This window comes from Streptomyces sp. B21-083 (assembly GCF_036898825.1).
In the GTDB taxonomy this organism is placed as follows: Bacteria; Actinomycetota; Actinomycetes; order Streptomycetales; family Streptomycetaceae; genus Streptomyces.
The window spans coordinates 4,109,515-4,126,911 of sequence record NZ_JARUND010000001.1; the positions used below are offsets into that span (position 1 = coordinate 4,109,515).

15 protein-coding genes are annotated in these 17,397 nt (G+C 70.2%); 9 read left to right on the forward strand and 6 right to left on the reverse strand.

Annotated elements, in window-relative coordinates:
* The first annotated feature begins 86 nt into the window (after positions 1–86).
* From QA861_RS18395 to mscL, 6 genes are all read left to right on the forward strand, one after another.
* Positions 87–1,652, forward strand: a complete 1,566-nt coding sequence (locus QA861_RS18395; protein ID WP_334589411.1) for a potassium/proton antiporter — start codon at positions 87–89, stop codon at positions 1,650–1,652.
* A 234-nt stretch (positions 1,653–1,886) separates the two neighbouring features.
* Positions 1,887–3,164, forward strand: a complete 1,278-nt coding sequence (locus tag QA861_RS18400; protein WP_334589412.1) for an MFS transporter — start codon at positions 1,887–1,889, stop codon at positions 3,162–3,164.
* A gap of 69 nt (positions 3,165–3,233) precedes the next feature.
* Entirely contained in the window at positions 3,234–3,581 is a 348-nt protein-coding gene (locus QA861_RS18405) for an FmdB family zinc ribbon protein (RefSeq protein ID WP_006377135.1), read from the forward strand.
* 100 nt (positions 3,582–3,681) lie between these two features.
* Positions 3,682–4,533 carry an S-methyl-5'-thioadenosine phosphorylase gene (locus QA861_RS18410; RefSeq protein ID WP_334589413.1) on the forward strand — a complete coding sequence of 284 codons (852 nt, stop codon included), beginning with the start codon at positions 3,682–3,684 and terminating at the stop codon, positions 4,531–4,533.
* Between the two features lie 237 nt (positions 4,534–4,770).
* Positions 4,771–5,301, forward strand: coding sequence for an RcpC/CpaB family pilus assembly protein (locus QA861_RS18415; protein WP_334589414.1), 531 nt, complete (start codon positions 4,771–4,773; stop codon positions 5,299–5,301).
* Positions 5,302–5,448: 147 nt separating this feature from the next.
* Positions 5,449–5,919: a large conductance mechanosensitive channel protein MscL gene (gene mscL / locus QA861_RS18420; protein ID WP_334589415.1), complete on the forward strand. Its 471-nt coding sequence runs from the start codon at positions 5,449–5,451 to the stop codon at positions 5,917–5,919.
* A 22-nt stretch (positions 5,920–5,941) separates the two neighbouring features.
* Here mscL and QA861_RS18425 read toward each other — a convergent pair whose 3' ends face one another.
* Together QA861_RS18425 and QA861_RS18430 are read right to left on the reverse strand one after the other, a co-directional pair.
* Positions 5,942–6,133, reverse strand: a complete 192-nt coding sequence (locus QA861_RS18425; RefSeq protein ID WP_334589416.1) for a hypothetical protein — start codon at positions 6,131–6,133, stop codon at positions 5,942–5,944.
* Positions 6,134–6,236: 103 nt separating this feature from the next.
* Positions 6,237–7,685 (reverse strand): RNA-guided endonuclease InsQ/TnpB family protein, encoded by a 1,449-nt coding sequence (locus QA861_RS18430; RefSeq protein ID WP_334589417.1) that lies wholly within the window; start codon positions 7,683–7,685, stop codon positions 6,237–6,239.
* Between the two features lie 409 nt (positions 7,686–8,094).
* Between QA861_RS18430 and QA861_RS18435 the strand changes: the two genes are divergently transcribed.
* From QA861_RS18435 to QA861_RS18445, 3 genes are all read left to right on the forward strand, one after another.
* Entirely contained in the window at positions 8,095–9,207 is a 1,113-nt protein-coding gene (locus QA861_RS18435; protein ID WP_334589418.1) for a P1 family peptidase, read from the forward strand.
* 184 nt (positions 9,208–9,391) lie between these two features.
* A complete protein-coding gene (locus QA861_RS18440) occupies positions 9,392–10,582 on the forward strand; it encodes a L,D-transpeptidase (RefSeq protein WP_443041564.1) in 1,191 nt (396 codons plus the stop codon).
* Between the two features lie 209 nt (positions 10,583–10,791).
* Positions 10,792–11,538 (forward strand): DUF6227 family protein, encoded by a 747-nt coding sequence (locus QA861_RS18445; RefSeq protein WP_334589420.1) that lies wholly within the window; start codon positions 10,792–10,794, stop codon positions 11,536–11,538.
* Positions 11,539–11,648: 110 nt separating this feature from the next.
* Here QA861_RS18445 and QA861_RS18450 read toward each other — a convergent pair whose 3' ends face one another.
* The 4 genes from QA861_RS18450 to QA861_RS18465 form a co-directional block, all read right to left on the reverse strand.
* On the reverse strand, positions 11,649–13,715 hold the full coding sequence (locus QA861_RS18450) for a PTS fructose transporter subunit IIABC (protein WP_334589421.1): 2,067 nt from the start codon (positions 13,713–13,715) through the stop codon (positions 11,649–11,651).
* 166 nt (positions 13,716–13,881) lie between these two features.
* Positions 13,882–14,829 (reverse strand): 1-phosphofructokinase, encoded by a 948-nt coding sequence (pfkB, locus tag QA861_RS18455; protein ID WP_334589422.1) that lies wholly within the window; start codon positions 14,827–14,829, stop codon positions 13,882–13,884.
* A 12-nt stretch (positions 14,830–14,841) separates the two neighbouring features.
* Positions 14,842–15,603 carry a DeoR/GlpR family DNA-binding transcription regulator gene (locus QA861_RS18460; protein ID WP_334589423.1) on the reverse strand — a complete coding sequence of 254 codons (762 nt, stop codon included), beginning with the start codon at positions 15,601–15,603 and terminating at the stop codon, positions 14,842–14,844.
* Between the two features lie 226 nt (positions 15,604–15,829).
* On the reverse strand, positions 15,830–17,347 hold the full coding sequence (locus tag QA861_RS18465) for an MFS transporter (RefSeq protein ID WP_334589424.1): 1,518 nt from the start codon (positions 17,345–17,347) through the stop codon (positions 15,830–15,832).
* Positions 17,348–17,397 lie beyond the last annotated feature (50 nt).

Below are 17,397 nucleotides of genomic sequence, written 5' to 3' on the forward strand. Positions count from 1 at the left end.
ATTCGATCATGCCTGTGGAAGTGTCAAGAAATCGTCAAGAGTTAGGTAAGGTAACGAAGTACTTGGGTACGCGGTGGCCTCACCTCGTGTCCGATGTACGTGACCCGCGCGCGTGCAGTGCGCGGGCCAGGGAAGGGAACGGCCCGCTGAACGTCCACGACCTCAACCAGCTCCTGCTCGTCTGCTCGCTCGTCCTCCTCATCGCTGTGGCAGCGGTCCGGATCTCCTCGCGCAGCGGGCTCCCCAGCCTGCTCGTGTACCTGGGGATCGGCATCGCCATGGGCCAGGACGGCATCGGCGACATCCACTTCGACAACGCCGAACTGACCCAGGTCATCGGGTACGCGGCCCTGGTCGTGATCCTGGCCGAGGGCGGCCTGGGCACGAAGTGGAAGGAGATCAAGCCGGCCCTCCCGGCCGCCTCCGCGCTGGCGCTGGCGGGCGTCGCGGTGAGCGTCGGGATCACGGCGACGGCGGCGCACTACCTGGTCGGGCTCGAGTGGCGGCAGGCGTTCATCATCGGCGCGGTGGTGTCCTCGACGGACGCGGCGGCGGTCTTCTCCGTCCTGCGGAAAATCCCCCTCCCCGCGCGCGTGACAGGCACCCTGGAGGCCGAGTCGGGCTTCAACGACGCCCCGGTGGTCATCCTGGTCGTCTCACTGTCCACGGCGGGCCCGGTCGAGCACTGGTACAAGCTGCTCGGCGTGATCGTCATGGAGCTGGCCATCGGCGCGGCCATCGGCATCGCGGTCGGCTGGCTCGGCTCCTGGGGCCTCCGACACGTGGCCCTGCCCGCCTCCGGCCTCTACCCCATCGCCGTGATGGCGATCGCGGTCACCGGCTACGCGGCCGGCGCCATGGCCCACGGCAGCGGCTTCCTCGCTGTCTACCTGGCCGCCATGGTCCTCGGCAACGCCAAGCTGCCGCACTGGCCGGCCACCCGCGGCTTCGCCGACGGACTCGGCTGGATCGCCCAGATCGGCATGTTCGTCCTGCTCGGCCTGCAGGTGACCCCGCACGAGATGGGCGACGACATCTGGCCCGCGCTCGTCATAGGACTGGCCCTGACCATGGTGGCGCGCCCGCTCAGCGTGATCGTCAGCCTGACGCCGTTCCGCGTGCCGTGGCAGGAGCAGACCCTGATGTCCTGGGCCGGGCTGCGCGGAGCCGTGCCCATCATCCTGGCGACGATCCCCATGGTGAGCGGCATCGAGGACAGCCGTCGCATCTTCAACATCGTCTTCGTCCTGGTCGTCGTCTACACCCTCGTCCAGGGCCCGACGCTCCCCTGGCTGGCCCGCCAACTGCACCTCGGCAAGGGCTCTGAGGCCGACGACCTCGGCATCGAATCAGCACCCCTGGAGCGGCTGCACGGGCATCTGCTGTCCGTCGCGATACCCGACGGCTCCAAGATGCACGGCGTCGAGGTGGGTGAGCTGAGGCTGCCACCGGGCGCCGGGGTCACCCTCGTCGTCCGAGATGAAAAATCGTTCGTTCCGCTACCGACGACCATCCTGCACCGCGGTGACGAACTCCTCGTGGTGACCACCGACCCGGTCCGCGACGCCACGGAACGCCGGCTGCGGGCCGTGGGACAGGGCGGCAAGCTGGCGCAGTGGCTGGGGACGGGCGGGAACGGAGCAGAGGCGTGACGCACCTCGCTTCTTCCTTTCACAGGCCCACGGGTCTACTTGCCCTGTACAGTGAAGGCGCACCCTGATCGAACCAACTCTGTCTGAAGCAGAGCTGGCGCGACCGTATGGCGGCCGGGACATCCTCGTACAGGGGCGTCGGCATCTACCGCAGTCCGCGCAAGAGGACAGCTCTCGGCGCCGCCCGCCATGAAAAGAGGGGCCGCGCCACCAGGCGGCAGAAAGGCATGGGCCGTGGCATCCACGGTCACCTACGGACAGTTGCTCCGCACCCCCGGCGCCTGGACGTTCCTGCTCCCCGGTTTCGCCGCGCGACAGCCGTTCGCGATGCTCACCATCTCCATCGTGCTGCTCGTCCAGCACACCACCGGCTCATATGGGACAGCCGGCGCCGTGGCCGCTGTCACCGGCGTCTCCATGGCCCTGTGCGCGCCCTACGGGGGCCGCCTGGCCGACCGCCACGGCCAGCGCACGGTCCTCGTCCCCGGCGTCGTCCTGCACACCCTGTCCGGCCTCACCCTGACGACGCTGGCGCTGACCGGCGCCCCCCTGTGGACGCTGTTCAGCGCCGCCGCCCTGACCGGCGCCACCACACCCCAGATCGGCCCCATGGTCCGCGCCCGCTGGGCGGCGAAGCTCCAGGACTCGCCCCTCATGCCGACGGCGGCGGCCTTCGAGTCCGTCACCGACGAGCTGACCTTCGTCTTCGGCCCGCTGCTCGCCACCGCTCTGTGCACCGCCCTCGACCCGGCCGCCGGCCTGGTCACCGAGGCCGCGCTGACCCTTCTCGGCGGCCTCCTGTTCGCGGCGCAGAAGAGCACTCAGCCGCCGGTGGCCGGCGACAACGCGCTCAGCGGACGGCACGCGCGCGGGGAACGTGTTTCGGCACTGGGCATCCCCGGGGTACGCGTCCTGATCGTCGCCTTCCTGGGTATCGGGGCCGTCTTCGGCGGGATGCAGGTCTCGCTCGCCGCGTTCAGCGAGTCCACCGGCAACCCCGGCCTGAACGGCGTCCTTTACGGGGTCTTCGCCGCCGGCAACATGCTTTCCGGCCTGGTCTGCGGAGCCGTCGCCTGGCGCATGGCCCCGCAGCGGCGCCTGGTCGCCGGGTACACGGCCCTCGCGGTCACCGCCTCCGGCCTGTGGACGGCGGAGTCCGCGCTGACGCTGGCCGGGCTGGGCCTGCTGGTCGGCATGTGTATTGCGCCCGCGCTGATCACCGGCTACACCCTGGTCGACAGTCTGGTCCCGGCGGGCGCCCGTACCGAGGCGTTCACCTGGCTGACCGGCGCGGTCGCCCTCGGCCAGGCGGCGGCCGTCACCGTCGCCGGTCAGCTGGAGGACCACCTCTGGGACGGCGCCGGGTTCCTGGTCCCCATGGGCGGCACCCTGCTGGCCCTCGCGACCCTCTTGTCCCTGCGTTCACGGCTCACGCCGGAGCCGGCGAACCGCCCGGCGAGCCGGACGCTCGCACGTGGCGTCGGTCACCGCGTGCCGGTGACAGTGGACTGATCCCCGGGAATACGTCACACTGGACCGTCGTTAGCACTCATCGAGTGAGAGTGCCAGGAGGAAGACAAAGTGCCGACCTACCAGTACCAGTGCACCGAGTGCGGCGAGGGCCTTGAAGCGGTCCAGAAGTTCACGGACGACGCCCTGACCGAGTGCCCCGCCTGCAACGGCCGCCTGAAGAAGGTGTTCTCCGCGGTCGGCATCGTCTTCAAGGGCTCCGGCTTCTACCGCAACGACAGCCGCGGCTCGTCGTCGAGCAGTGCGCCCGCGTCGAAGCCGTCGACGGCCTCTTCTTCGACGTCGTCCTCCTCGGACTCGTCGTCGAGTTCGTCGAGCTCCTCGTCGTCGGGCTCGTCCTCGTCGTCCAGCTCCTCGTCGGGCTCCAGCAGCTCGTCGAGCACCAGCTCGGCCGCGTAGCACCGCCTCTTCGCCCACTGGACCCTGTCGTCGCACGACGACGGGGCCTTCGGCGTTTCCGCGTGCTCGCGGGGTTTTCGGTGCGGGCTAGGGTGCGGGCATGGTGAATCAGGCGAATTCCGCGGGTGCCGAGATCGGTGTGATCGGTGGCTCCGGCTTCTACTCCTTCCTCGACGACGTGACCGAGATACAGGTCGACACACCGTACGGCTCCCCCAGTGACTCCCTGTTCTTCGGTGAGCTCGCCGGCCGCCGGGTCGCCTTCCTGCCCCGGCACGGACGCGGTCACCATCTGCCGCCGCACCGCATCAACTACCGCGCCAACCTCTGGGCGTTGCGTTCGGTCGGCGTACGCCAGGTGCTCGCCCCGTGCGCGGTGGGCGGGCTGCGGCCCGAGTACGGCCCGGGCACACTGCTCGTGCCGGACCAGCTGGTCGACCGTACGAAGTCCCGGGCGGGGACGTTCTTCGACGGGCTGCCACTGCCCGGCGGTGCCGTCCCGAACGTGGTGCACGTGTCTCTCGCCGACCCCTACTGCCCGGTCGGCCGCGCGGTCGCGCTGGAGGCGGCGCGTGGGCGTGACTGGACGCCGGTGGACGGCGGCACGCTGGCCGTGATCGAGGGGCCGCGGTTTTCGACCCGCGCCGAATCCCTCTGGTACCGGGCGCAGGGCTGGTCGGTGGTGGGCATGACGGGCCATCCCGAGGCGGCGCTGGCCCGTGAACTGGAGCTCTGCTACACGACGTTGGCCCTCGTCACCGACCTCGACGCGGGCGCGGAGACCGGCGAGGGCGTCTCCCACGAGGAGGTGCTCCAGGTGTTCGCGCAGAACGTGGACCGGATGCGGGGTGTGCTGTCCGACGCGGTGGCCGCGCTGCCGGCGGGCGAGACACGGGACTGCCTGTGCACGAAGGCGCTGGGCGGGATGGATCCGGGCTTCGAACTGCCCTGACGACGGGGCGGGACACGAGGTCGGCGGGGCCAAACCTCCCGTTCGGGTGAGCGAGTTGTCCACAACCGGCGAGTAGTACACAGGCCTCGGCACGGTTCGCCGAGAAGCCTCATCGTGGGAGCGCAAGCAGATCCCTCGTCACAGGTGGTGGTCCCCGTGTCCTACGTACGCACCGTGCCTTCCGCACATTCCGCACCCGCTGCGCCCTCCGCGCCCATCGCGCATCCCGTACGTTCCGTGCGATCCGTCCCGCTCGTCCCCGCGCCCTGCGAGGTGCCGCACTTCGCCCCCGTGCGGGTGCGCGGCGGGCGGTATCAACTGCGGCGCCTGGTACGGCACCGGAGGCGGGTGCTCGCCCTCGGCCTCGCCGTCACGGCGGCGGCGATCGTCGCGGCGGGCCCACGCGAGACGACGGGGCCACCGCCCGATGTCGGCCGGGTCCGGGGTCACCCCGTGGCGGATCCCGTACGGGCACGCCCGGCGGTGGAGATGGTGACAGCGCCGGTCCGGATCGCCGACGCGGCCACGGTCCGGTTGCTGCGGCCCGGTGACCGGGTCGACGTCATCGCGGCCGAGGACTCTCCGACGGGCACCGCCGCCAGGGTGGTCGCGCGCCGGGCACGGGTGACGCAGGTGCCGCAGGCCCCGACGCCGCAGGACAGCGTGGCCGAGGGCGGGGCGCTGGTCGTGCTCTCGGTGCCGCACGCCACGGCGTCCCGGCTGGCCGGCGCGGGCGCGACAGCGCGGTTGGCGGTGACCCTGTGGTGAGCCGACGCGTGATCTTTTCGAACCGTCCGCTGTCAAGTCCCTCGTCGGGGTTACCCAATTGGACAGGCCTGCCGGGCGTTGACGTAGGTTGCGGAGCTGTTTGTTCCACCATTTGCGTGTACGACGTGTACGAGGAGAGGCCCCGCGGTGAGCGAGAAGAAGAAACCGAGCGTCTGGGACGGCTTCAAAGCCTTCCTGACGCGCGGCAACGTCGTCGATCTGGCGGTAGCGGTGGTCATCGGTACCGCGTTCACCAACATCGTCAACTCGGTGGTCAAGGGCGTCATCAACCCCCTGGTGGGGGCATTCGGGACCAAGAACCTGGACAACTACAGCTCCTGCATCAAGGACCCCTGCACCGGCACCGGCGACACCGCGACCGGCATCCGGATCATGTGGGGCTCGGTCCTGGGCTCCACGCTCACCTTCCTGATCACCGCGGCCGTCGTCTACTTCCTGATGGTCCTGCCGATGGCGAAGTACCTGGCCAGGGTGTCCGCACGCCAGAAGGCGAAGGAAGGCGCGCAGGAGGTCATCGAGGTGAGCGAGCTGGAGGTCCTCAAGGAGATCCGCGACGCCCTGGTGGCCCAGCGGGGCACCGGACACAACGAGCGGTAAGAGACGGCCTGGTTCGGCGGGTTCAGAGGTGGTGGGGCGGCTTCTCGTCGAGGAAGCGCTTCAGGTCGGCCGCACTGTCGCCGCTGTCGCCGCCGTCGCCCGGGCGCTCGCCCCACCCCCGGTCGGTGTCGTCCGACGACTGCTGGTCCAGTGGGTCGTCGAAGATCAGCGCGGGCTTCGGCTCGCGCGGTCCGGGGGCGGCGGGGCTGCTCATGACTCCAGGGTACGTCCCGCCTGCCGGGCCCTGTCCGGGCCGTGGGGAGTCCGCCGGATCACGATCACGCTCCGGCACCGGCCTTCGGCCTGCGAGCGGTGGCTCATTGCCGTTTCATTATGACGTCGATTTCTTCCTCGAACTCGACGCTGACGACACCTTGGTCGATACCTACACCGTACACAGAGTGACCGCACGTACGTGCGACAAGGTGCATCACGTCTTCTTCGACCTCTGCTTCTTGACATCCTCCCCCGTCCTCAAAAGAAAAGAGGGGGATTCCAACCCAGATGGGTTGAGGTTCACGGACGCTCGAAGGGCTGGTGGCCCTTGTCGTCCCTCCGACACCGGCAGTGTGCCGGGGGCGGGGGATCCCGCCCTGTCCTGCCGCGACGTTGTTTGCTGCGTTCTCGTCGGCGTTGCAGGTGAACCCGCAGGACACACAGACGAAGTCGGCTTGGCTCTTGCGCGACTTCTTCTCGATCCATCCGCAGGCACTGCACCGCATAGAGGTGAAGGGGGCAGGTACATCCTCGACCCGTCCAGGGGCCTTGTGCTCGGTGCGCCGACGGAGCAAGCCCCAGCCCTGGGCCAGGATTGCCCGGTTCAGCCCGGCCTTCTGCCTGACCTGCTTCCCAGGCTGCTCGACCGTCCCCTTTGCTGAGGCGGTCATGTTCGCGATGTTCAGCTTCTCGAACCGCACCAGGTCATAGTCACGGGCGAGCATCGTGCTGGTCTTCTCACACCAGTCCTTACGCCGGTCGACTTCACGTGCCCTGAGCCTGGCGACCATGGCGTACCCAGCGGTTTTGGCCTCACTGCCCTTCGGAGCGCGGGCCGCACGGCGCTGGTGCTTCCGGATCTGGGCACGTTCCCTGACGGTCAACTGCGGACAGTTCAGCTTCCGTCCGTCCGAGAGAGCCGCGGTGATTCTCACGCCCCGATCAATGCCGATGACCTCACCCGTGCCCGGCGCGTCGACCGGCGCGGGCACGACCGCGAACGCCACATGCCATTGCCCGTTGCGGAAGGTGACGCGGAACGTCTTCGCCTCCGGCAGCTTGCGCCGGGTGAGCCGGAAGCGCACCCATCCGCAGCCGGGCACCTTGACTTGCGCCCACGTGCGGTTGAGCTTACGCACCACGACCAAGCGGCCCATCACCTGCTTGCCCCTGGCGTTCAGCTTGGGCGACCCGTCCGGCGCGAACTCCGGCACCCGGTCAGTGCCAATGACCCGGAAGCCCTCGTGTACGTGCTTCCTGCGCCATCTAGGCTCACCGAAGCCGGAGGCGAACCTGGCGTTCTTGGCCCTGGCGAAGTCCTTCAGGGCCTGCTGCTGCACATCCGCGTTCCCGGCCGCCAACCATGCGTTGTCGCGCCGGGCTTCGGTGAGCTGACGGCACTGCTCGGCAAAACCGGGCGCGACCCTACGACCCTTGTACCAGTGCGCGTGCTGCTCGACAGCGAGGTTCCACACGTACCGGGCGTGCGCACAGTGGTCGAGCATGATGCCCGACTGCTCGCTCGTCGGGTACATCCGAAACCGGGACATGCCGTGAATCTAGCCAACACATTCCCTGATCGGGCAGGCAATCGATCAACATCACCTGTGTGAGTGACCGCTCCCGGTTACCAATCCGGCAGAAGACCGGCTCCAGGGCCCTCAACTCCGAGACCCTGTACGTCTGCTTGAGATCGGCCACAGCGCCGTCACTGTCGCCACACCGGATTGCCCTGGCAGTGTTCCGGCTAAGCTGCCCCGCCACTCAGAAGCGGGCGTTCGCCTCGGGATTGAAGGACCGGGCACCCTGCCTGAAGGCAAGGTGTCGGCGCTCGCGGTGGCGACCGGGGTGACGCTGACCGCCCGGACAGCAGCCGGGGAGCGCCGGGCGGGAGACGCGGAAGCGACGAAGGAAGGCTGAGGAGGCGGAAGAAGGGGTCGCTGGACAACACTGGGCGTCATGACAGTTGACGCTCTGACAGATGTCGCCGGCCTGCGGGTGGGGCACGCGACCCGTACCGGTGACGGGTGGCTCACCGGGACGACGGTCGTGCTCGCACCGGAGGGTGGAGCCGTGGCGGCTGTGGACGTGCGGGGCGGCGGACCCGGCACCAAGGAGACGGACGCTCTGGATCCGCGAAACGTGGTGCGGACCGTCGAGGCGGTGGTGCTGACGGGCGGCAGTGCGTACGGGCTGGACTCGGCGTCGGGAGTGATGGCGTGGCTGGAGGAGCGGGGTCGCGGGGTGCGGGTCGGGCCCGGTCCCGGGCACGTCGTGCCGGTGGTGCCCGCCGCCTGCGTCTTCGACCTGGGCCGGGGAGGCGACTTCCGGGCCCGGCCGGACGCGGCCACCGGTCGGGCAGCCGTCGAGGCGGCCGCCACGAGCGAACCCGGCGCGCCCGTCCCGGAGGGGTGCGTGGGCGCCGGTACGGGGGCCGTGGTCGGGCATCTCAAGGGCGGGGTCGGCACCGCGAGCGCTGTCCTCCCCTCAGGGATCACGGTGGCGGCGCTGGTGGTGTCCAACGCGGCGGGGTTCTCGGTGGATCCGGAAACGGGGGTGCTGTACGGGGAGTTGTTCGAGGGGCGGCGGGTCGAGTACCCGGCGGCCGGTGTGCACGAGGCGGCGCGGCGGCGGCTGGCCGAGGTCGCCGCGCAGGCTCCTCTTCCGCCGCTGAACACCACGCTGGCGGTGGTCGCGACCGACGCGGCACTGTCGAAGGCGCAGGCGCAGAAGGTGGCCGGCACGGCGCATGACGGCATCGCGCGGGCCGTACGGCCGGTGCATCTGCTCACCGACGGGGACACCGTATTCACGTTGGCGACGGGGGCACGTCCGTTGGCCGAGGACAACCCGCTAGCGCTGAACGAGATCCTGGAGGCGGGTGCGGATCTTGTGACGCGGGCGATCGTCCGGGCGGTGCGGGCGGCGGAGTCGGTGGCGGGGCCGGGTGGGGCGTGGCCGTCGTACAGGGAGTTGTACGGGGAGCTGCCTGGGTGCTGTCCGGGGACTCCAGGGGAGCCGGGGACGCCGACGCCGAGGGGCGGTAACTCCGGCCGCTTTCTTCTCGGTTGAGGTGTGATTGTCGCGGTTCTGTCACGTGATGGGCGTGAACATGATCGGCGGGAACCCGGGCCTGGGGTGATCCCCTCTTTCCTCACGCAGCGGAACGGATCACCCACATCACACAAAACTGGAGCAGCCCGTGACAACGCCGAACACAACAGCTCGGCGCGCACTGGGGGCATGTGCCGTCCTGATGGTCGGCGCCCTGAGCCTCACCGCGTGCGGTGGCAACAACAGCGGAGACAACGACGGCAAGGGGGGCAAGGGCGGTAGTGGCAGCGGCAAGGGCAGCAACTCCGTCGCGACGTCGGCCGTGCGGATCGCCATCTCCGCGAAGGACGGTTCGGCGGGCGCGTCGGTCAACACGACCGGTGTGAAGGTCAGCGGCGGCACGCTGACCGACGTGCGGATGACCGTCGCGGAGACGGGGGCGGCCGTGGCGGGGGCGGTCTCCGCGGACGGGCGCAGCTGGCAGCCGGCGCGGCAGTTGGAACGTGGGACGCGGTACCGAATAGCGGCGACCGCGAAGGACGCCGACGGGCGGACCCAGGCCGCCGACTCGACCTTCACGACGGTTTCCAAGGCGAACAGCTTCATCGGGACGTACACACCGGACAACGGGACGACGGTGGGGGTGGGGATGCCGGTCTCGTTCACCTTCGACAAGGCCATCAGCGACCAGGCGGCCGTGCGGTCGCACATCACGGTGACGTCGAGCAGCGGGCAGGAGGTGGTGGGGCACTGGTTCGGGGCGCAGCGGCTCGACTTCCGTCCCGAGGAGTACTGGAAGGCCGGCTCCAAGGTCACGATGAAGATCGACCTGGACGGGGTGAAGGGCGCCAACGGCGCGGTCGGGGTGCAGAAGAAGACCGTGAGCTTCACGATCGGGCGCTCGCAGGTGTCCACGGTCGACGTCAACACGCAGACCATGACGGTCGTACGGGACGGGCAGACCGTCAAGAGCATCCCGATCTCGGCCGGCGCCCCGGAGTTCACCACGTACAACGGGCAGATGGTGATCTCCGAGAAGCTGCGGGAGACGCGGATGGACAGCCGGACGGTCGATCTGGCCAACGCGTACGACATCAAGGACGTACCGAACGCGATGCGGTTGACCACCTCCGGGACCTTCGTCCACGGCAACTACTGGTACAAGAAGAGCAACCCGCCCTTCGGGCGCACGGGCATGAGCCACGGCTGTGTGGGGCTGCGGGACGAGCAGGGGGGTCAGGGGGACACGCCCGCCAAGTGGTTCTTCGACCACTCGTCGATCGGTGACGTCGTCATCGTCAAGAACTCCGCCGACAAGCAGGTCGCGCCGGACAACGGTCTCAACGGCTGGAACATGTCGTGGAGCGAGTGGACCGCGGCGAGCGATGCCTGAGGGACGCTGAAGTTCGGTAGCGTCTGAAGTGCCGCCGGAGCAGGGCGCGTTGGACGGATCATTTGATGGTTTTCGGGGCCGTGCGGGAACTTTTCGTGCGGCCCCGGCGTCTTCAGGACGTACGTTTTCTCGGTTCCCGGACATGATGTCCGACCGAGGAGCTACGGTATGCACCCACAAGGTGACATGCAGCAACGCCGGGAGAAGCCTTGAGCGTTCCGTACGAGACGGCAGCGTACGAACCACCCGAGTCGCCCGAGTCTCCGGAGGAGCATCTCGAGCGGCTCCTGGGTCGCGCGCTGAACTCCTTCGAACTGCCCGACGACGCGATACGGCGGCTCGACTGCGCGCTGGCGCACGACAGTTCGCTGCACTCCGCGCACCACAGTGCGGGCCTGCACCGCGAGACGTACCGCCACACCTGGCTGCTCGCCGACGGTTCGGCGCTCACCCTGTGGGAGCTGGTGCACAACACGGCGCCCGGGGCGGGTCCGCAGGCCGAGGTGTACGTCGACGAGGAGGAGCTGCGCGCCGCCACGGCCCGGCTCCCGCTGCCCGCGGACACTCCTGACTTCGAGCTGCCGGTGACGGTGCAGCTCGCCGCGGTCGTCCAGCCGCGGCACACGTACGTTCCGGACGACTCTGCGGACCACGCGCGCCGGTTACTGAGGCGCGCGGAGAACGCGGACCGGCCGGGGGCTGAGACCGCCGAGCTGCTGCGTGAGGCGTTCGCGCACCAGATCACGCAGGCGTTCGGGCGGCCGTGCCGCGCGGGCCGGGCCGGTATCGGCTTCTCGCTCTACGAGCACGCCTTCCTGCTGCCCGGCGGTGAGGAGGTCTCCCTCTGGGAGATCGAGCACACGGCCACGCCCGACGGCCGGCACATGTGCGAGGTGTATCCGACGGAGGACCGGGCGCGGGACGCGATGGAGCGCCGGGCGGCGCGGACGTCGTAACCCCCGAACCGAAGTCGAGAACCCCGGTGGGCCGGTCGTCGAGACGACCGGCCCACCGGGGTTTTGACGACCGGCCCACCGGGTGGGTGCCGGCGTGCTCGTCGCTCCGCCTACGCCGCCACCGGCTCCTTCTTCGTCGGCGCCGCAGCCGTCGCGCCGTCCGGTGACTCGGCGGTTGTGGCGCCCGGCGCGGGCTTGCGCATGCTCTTGAGGAGGATCACCAGGGCCGTCGTGACGCAGGTGCCGGCCGCGATGGCGATCAGGTAGAGGAACGGGCTGCCGATCAGCGGGACCACGAAGATGCCGCCGTGCGGGGCGCGCAGCGTGGCGCCGAAGGCCATCGACAGGGCGCCGGTGACCGCGCCGCCGGCCATCGAGGCCGGGATGACGCGCAGCGGGTCCGCCGCCGCGAACGGGATCGCGCCCTCGGAGATGAAGGAGGCGCCCAGTACCCAGGCGGCCTTGCCGTTCTCGCGCTCGGCCGGGGTGAAGAGCTTCCGGCGGACGACGGTGGCCAGCGCCATGCCCAGCGGAGGGACCATGCCGGCGGCCATCACGGCGGCCATGACCTTCATCGCGGAGTCGCTCGGGTCCTGGACGGCGATGCCGGCGGTGGCGAAGGCGTAGGCGACCTTGTTGACGGGGCCGCCGAGGTCGAAGCACATCATCAGACCGAGCAGGATGCCCAGCAGCACGGCGTTGCTGCCGGAGAGGCCGGAGAGCCAGTCCGTCATGCCCTTCTGGGCCTCGGCGATCGGCTTGCCGACCACGACGAACATCAGGAAGCCGACGACCAATGAGGAGATCAGCGGGATCACGACGACGGGCATGATGCCGCGCAGCACCGGCGGGATCTTGATCCGCTGGATCGCGAGGACCACGCCACCCGCGAGCAGACCGGCGACGAGACCGCCGAGGAAGCCGGCGCCGATGTTGTAGGCGATCATGCCGCCGACGAAGCCGGGGACGAGGCCGGGTCGGTCCGCCATGCCGTAGGCGATGTAGCCGGCGAGGACCGGGATGAGGAAGCCGAAGGCGACGCCGCCGATCTGGAACAGCAGTGCGCCCCAGCTGTCGACCTGGGTCCAGGAGAAGTGCTCCATGACCGAGGGCGCCTTGTCGATCTCCCAGCCGCCGATGGCGAAGCCGAGGGCGAGCAGCAGGCCGCCGGCTGCGACGAACGGGACCATGTAACTCACGCCGGTCATCAGCCACTTGCGCAGCTTGGTGCCGTAGCTGTCGCCGGAGTCGCCGGCCCGCTCGACGGGCGTACCGCCGCCCTGGGCGCTCGCGGTGACCTCGCCGCGCTCGGCCTTGCCGCGTACGTCGGCGATGAGCTGGGCGGGCTTGTTGATGCCGGCCTTGACGCCGACGTCGACGGTCGGCTTCCCGGCGAAGCGTTCCTTCTCCCGTACGGGTACGTCGTGGGCGAAGATCACGCCGTCCGCGTCGGCGATGGCCGCCGGGTCGAGCCGGGTGAACCCGGCCGAGCCCTGCGTCTCGACGACGAGTTCGATGCCCGCCTCGCGGCCGGCGTTCTCCAGGGACTCGGCCGCCATGTACGTGTGCGCGATACCGGTGGGGCAGGAGGTGACGGCGACGATACGGAACGGCCGCCCGCCCCCGCCGGCGCCCTCGTCCGTACCCGCACCGGTACTCGTACTCGTACCCGCGGCGACTTCGGCGGAGGCCGCCGCCGAAGCCGCCGCGGAGTCTTCGGTGCCCGCGGCCGGGGTCGTGTCGCCGCGGATCAGCGCGGCGGCGCTCGCCGCGTCGCCCACCGAGCGCAGTGCGGCCGTGAACTCGTCGTTCATCAGCTGCCGGGCCAGCGACGAGAGGATCGTCAGATGGGCGTCGTCGGCGCCGGCCGGGGCCGCGATCAGGAAGATCAGGTCGGCGGGTCCGTCGGCCGCGCCGAAGTCGATCCCGGCGGCGCTGCGCCCGAAGGCGAGCGTCGGCTCGGTCACGTGTTCGCTTCGGCAGTGCGGGATGCCGATGCCGCCGTCGAGGCCGGTCGGCATCTGCGCCTCACGGGCGGCCACGTCGGCGAGGAAACCGTCGAGGTCGGTCACCCGGCCCTTCGCCACCATGCGCTCGGCGAGGGCACGGGCCGCCGCGTCCTTGGTCTGGGCGGACAGGTCGAGATCGACCAGGTCCGCGGTGATCATCTCGCTCATCGCGGGCTCCTTCGCACGCATATCGCCCGGGAAAAGGGGTGGGCGGGGCTGGGGACGGGGGTGGTGCGGTTGGGGTTCATGGGGAGGAGGGCGGCTGCGGCGGGGCCGGGGGAACCCCGCCGCGTCAGGGCCTGCTCAGGGGGACAGCCGTACGGGGAGCGGGACGTCATGACACCGGCTCCCTCAGTACACGGTCCACGGGCACCTCGCTCGTCACCGTCACGGCGGACGGGTCGAGGTCGGCGGGCGTCGGCATCACACTGCCGGGCAACTGGACGGCGGCGGCGCCGTGTGCGACGGCGGAGGCGAGTGCCCGGGGGCCGCTGCCGCCGGCGATCAGGAAGCCGGCGAGCGAGGAGTCACCGGCGCCCACATTGCTGCGTACGGTGTCGACGCGTGCGCTGCCGAACCAGGTACCGGTGCCGTTGACGAGCAACTGTCCGTCGGCGCCGAGGCTGGCGAGGACCGCGCCCGCGCCGAGTTCGCGCAGTTCCTCGGCGGCCTTCACGGCGTCGCCGATCGTGGCGAGGGGGCGGCCCACGGCCTCCGCCAGTTCCTCGGCGTTCGGCTTGACGACGTCGGGCCGCTCACGCAGGGCCGCCAGCAGGGCCGGCCCCGAGGTGTCGAGGGCGATCCGGGCACCCGCGGCGTGGGTACGGGCGACGAGGTCGGCGTACCAGGACGGGCCGAGCCCCCGGGGGAGGCTGCCGCAGCAGGCGATCCAGTCGGCGTCGGCCGACAGCCGGCGCACGGTCTCCAGGAGCGACTCCTGCTCGGCGGCGGAGAGTTCGGGACCGGGTGCGTTGATCTTCGTCAGGACGCCGTCGGCTTCGGCGAGGGCGATGTTGGACCGGGTCCCGCCCGCGACCGGTACCGGCGCGACCTCGATCCCCTGGGCGTGGAGCAGGTCGGCGACGAGCGCCCCGGGCGCGCCGCCCAGCGGCAGTACGGCCACGGTGCGCTGCCCGGCGGCGGCGACGGCCCGCGAGACGTTGACGCCCTTGCCGCCCGGGTCCATCCGCTCGCCGGTGGCCCGGATGACCTCGCCGCGGTCGAGGGACGGGACCTCGTACGTACGGTCGAGGGACGGGTTGGGAGTGACGGTGAGGATCATGCGCACTCGTTTCTAGACATACAGCACTTCCGTGCCGCCGCGCTCGATGTCGTTGGCGTCCTCGGGGCTCAGACCGCTGTCGGTGATCAGCAGGTCCACATCGCCCAGGGCGCCGAAGCGGGCGAAGTGCTCCTGGCCGTGCTTCGTCGAGTCGGCGAGGAGCACCACGCGCCGGGCGGCGTCCACGGCTGCCCGCTTCACGGCGGCCTCGGCGAGGTCGGGCGTGGTCAGCCCGTGCTCGACGGAGAACCCGTTGGCGGCCACGAACAGGACGTCGGCACGGATCTCGCCGTAGGCCCGCAGCGCCCAGGCGTCCACAGCGGCGCGCGTACGGTGCCGGACGCGCCCCCCGACGAGGTGCAGCTGGATGCCGGGGTGGTCGGCGAGCCGGGCCGCGATCGGGAGGCTGTGCGTGACGACGGTGAGCGTCGACTCCAGCGGGATGGCGGCGGCGAGGCGTGCGACCGTCGAGCCGGCGTCGAGGATCAGGGTGCCCTCGGTGGGCAGCTCGGCGAGGGCGGCCTTGGCGATACGGTCCTTCTCGTCGGCGTAGGTCGACTCGCGCTCGGTGAGGTCCGGCTCGAAGTCGAGGCGACCGGCCGGTATGGCCCCGCCGTGCACCCGCCGTAGGAGGCCCGCGCGGTCCAGCGCCTTCAGGTCCCGTCGGATGGTCTCCGCGGTGACCTGGAACTGCTCGGCGAGAGACAGCACGTCCACCCGCCCGCCGTCACGGGCGAGCCGCAGGATCTCCTGCTGCCGCTCCGGTGCGTACATGTCCGTTTACCTCCGCCCGATGCCCGATTTTGTGGATTCACTCGGAGGCTACGCCCGGATTTCCGGAAAGTAAACAGGTTCGGGCGTGATACGGACACAATCAGGCATCCGGCTGGACCGTGCGCTGTGGTGACGTGACGGCGGACACGTACAGCCGGAAAGGGCCCCGGCACATGAGGTGCCGGGGCCCTGCTCCACCGTCGGTGTCCGCGTTCAGCGGACGAGGTCAGCCGATGAGGACCTTGTCCCGCTTCTCCTCCGTCGTCGGCGCCTCCAGCCCGTCCGCCGCCGAGGGCCGGCCCGGCAGAGCGAACATCACCAGGAAGATCACGCCCATCAGCCCGGCCACCCAGCCCAGCGCGTTCTGGAACGCGTCCACGAACGCAGGGCCCACCTCGGTCGATGCCAGTCGGCCGCTCATCGTGCCGAAGAAGACCACCGACACCAGCCCGAGACCCAGCGCGTACCCCATCTGCTGCACGGTGTTGATCAGGCCGGACGCCGACCCGGCGTGTTCCTTCGGGACCTCCGAGAGGACCACGTCCGTCAGCGGGGCGACGATCAGGCCCATGCCGGCGCCCATGACCACCAGCGGGAGCGCCATCTGCCAGGAGGCGATGGCCAGGCCGTAGCGGCCGGACTCCCAGATGTAGATCAGCACACCGAGGCCCATCAGTAGAGCGCCAGCCTGGAGCACCTTGCGGCCGAAGCGCGGTACCAGTTTCTGGACGGACATCCCGGCCGCCACCGACACCGCGATCGAGAAGGGCACGCCGGTCAGCCCGGCCCGCAGCGCGCTCCAGCCGAGCCCCGTCTGCATGTACAGGGTCCAGACCAGGAAGAAGACGCCGAGGCCGACCCCGAAGACGGTCTGTACGGCGATGCCCGCGGCGAAGCTCTTCACCCTGAACAGCGACAGCTCGATCAGCGGGGAACCGTCGATCCGCGTCTTGCGCTTCTCGTACGCCACCAGCGCGCCGAAGACGCCGAGCGCGCCGGCCATCGACAGGTATCCCCACAGCGGCCAGCCCAGCTCGCGCCCGCGGATCAGCGGGTAGAGCAGCATCAGCAGGCCCAGTGTCACCAGGGTGACGCCGACGAGGTCCAGCTTCAGCGCCCGCGGGGCCTTGGACTCGGTGATGAAGCGGTGGCCGAGGACAAGTCCCGCGATGCCGACCGGCAGGTTGATCAGGAAGATCGGCCGCCAGCCGAGGCCGAACAGGTCCCACTCCGTCAGCAGGGCGCCCAGCAGTGGGCCGGTCACCGCGCCCAGGCCCACGATCGCGCCGAAGAGGCCGAACACCTTGCCGCGCTCGTGCGCCGGGAAGGTCGCGTGAACGATCGACAGGACCTGCGGCACCATCATCGCCGCCATGGCGCCCTGGAGGATGCGGGAGGCGACCAGCATCTCGGGGTTCGCGGCGAAGCCGCAGAGGGCGGAGGCGAGGGTGAAGCCGCCGATGCCGACGAGGAACAGCCGCTTGCGGCCGTGGATGTCACCGAGCCGGCCGCCGGTGACGAGGCCTGCGGCGAAGGCGAGCGCGTAGCCGGCGGTGATCCACTGGATCTGGCTGAAGGAGGCGCCGGCCTCGCGCTGGATCGACGGGATCGCGACGTTGACGATCGTGACGTCGACGAGGTCCATGAAGGCCGCGGTCATCACGATGGCGAGGGCGAACCAGCGCCGCCGGTCCGGCACGGCGGCCGGGGCGGGCGTGTCCAAAGGGGTCTCGGTGGAGTTCATGGCCTCAACCTAGGACCCCATTAGGTCAGATCGTGTCCTAGTGGTACGGC

Excerpts from the sequence above, each read along its gene's own strand:
- QA861_RS18410 (WP_334589413.1), top strand. The coding sequence starts at position 3,682 with ATGGTGAATCAGGCGAATTCCGCGGGTGCCGAGATCGGTGTGATCGGT.
- QA861_RS18425 (WP_334589416.1), bottom strand. The coding sequence starts at position 6,133 with ATGAGCAGCCCCGCCGCCCCCGGACCGCGCGAGCCGAAGCCCGCGCTG.
- QA861_RS18430 (WP_334589417.1), bottom strand. The coding sequence starts at position 7,685 with ATGTCCCGGTTTCGGATGTACCCGACGAGCGAGCAGTCGGGCATCATG.
- QA861_RS18435 (WP_334589418.1), top strand. The coding sequence starts at position 8,095 with ATGACAGTTGACGCTCTGACAGATGTCGCCGGCCTGCGGGTGGGGCAC.
- QA861_RS18440 (WP_443041564.1), top strand. The coding sequence starts at position 9,392 with ATGGTCGGCGCCCTGAGCCTCACCGCGTGCGGTGGCAACAACAGCGGA.
- QA861_RS18450 (WP_334589421.1), bottom strand. The coding sequence starts at position 13,715 with ATGAGCGAGATGATCACCGCGGACCTGGTCGATCTCGACCTGTCCGCC.
- pfkB (WP_334589422.1), bottom strand. The coding sequence starts at position 14,829 with ATGATCCTCACCGTCACTCCCAACCCGTCCCTCGACCGTACGTACGAG.
- QA861_RS18460 (WP_334589423.1), bottom strand. The coding sequence starts at position 15,603 with ATGTACGCACCGGAGCGGCAGCAGGAGATCCTGCGGCTCGCCCGTGAC.
- QA861_RS18465 (WP_334589424.1), bottom strand. The coding sequence starts at position 17,347 with ATGAACTCCACCGAGACCCCTTTGGACACGCCCGCCCCGGCCGCCGTG.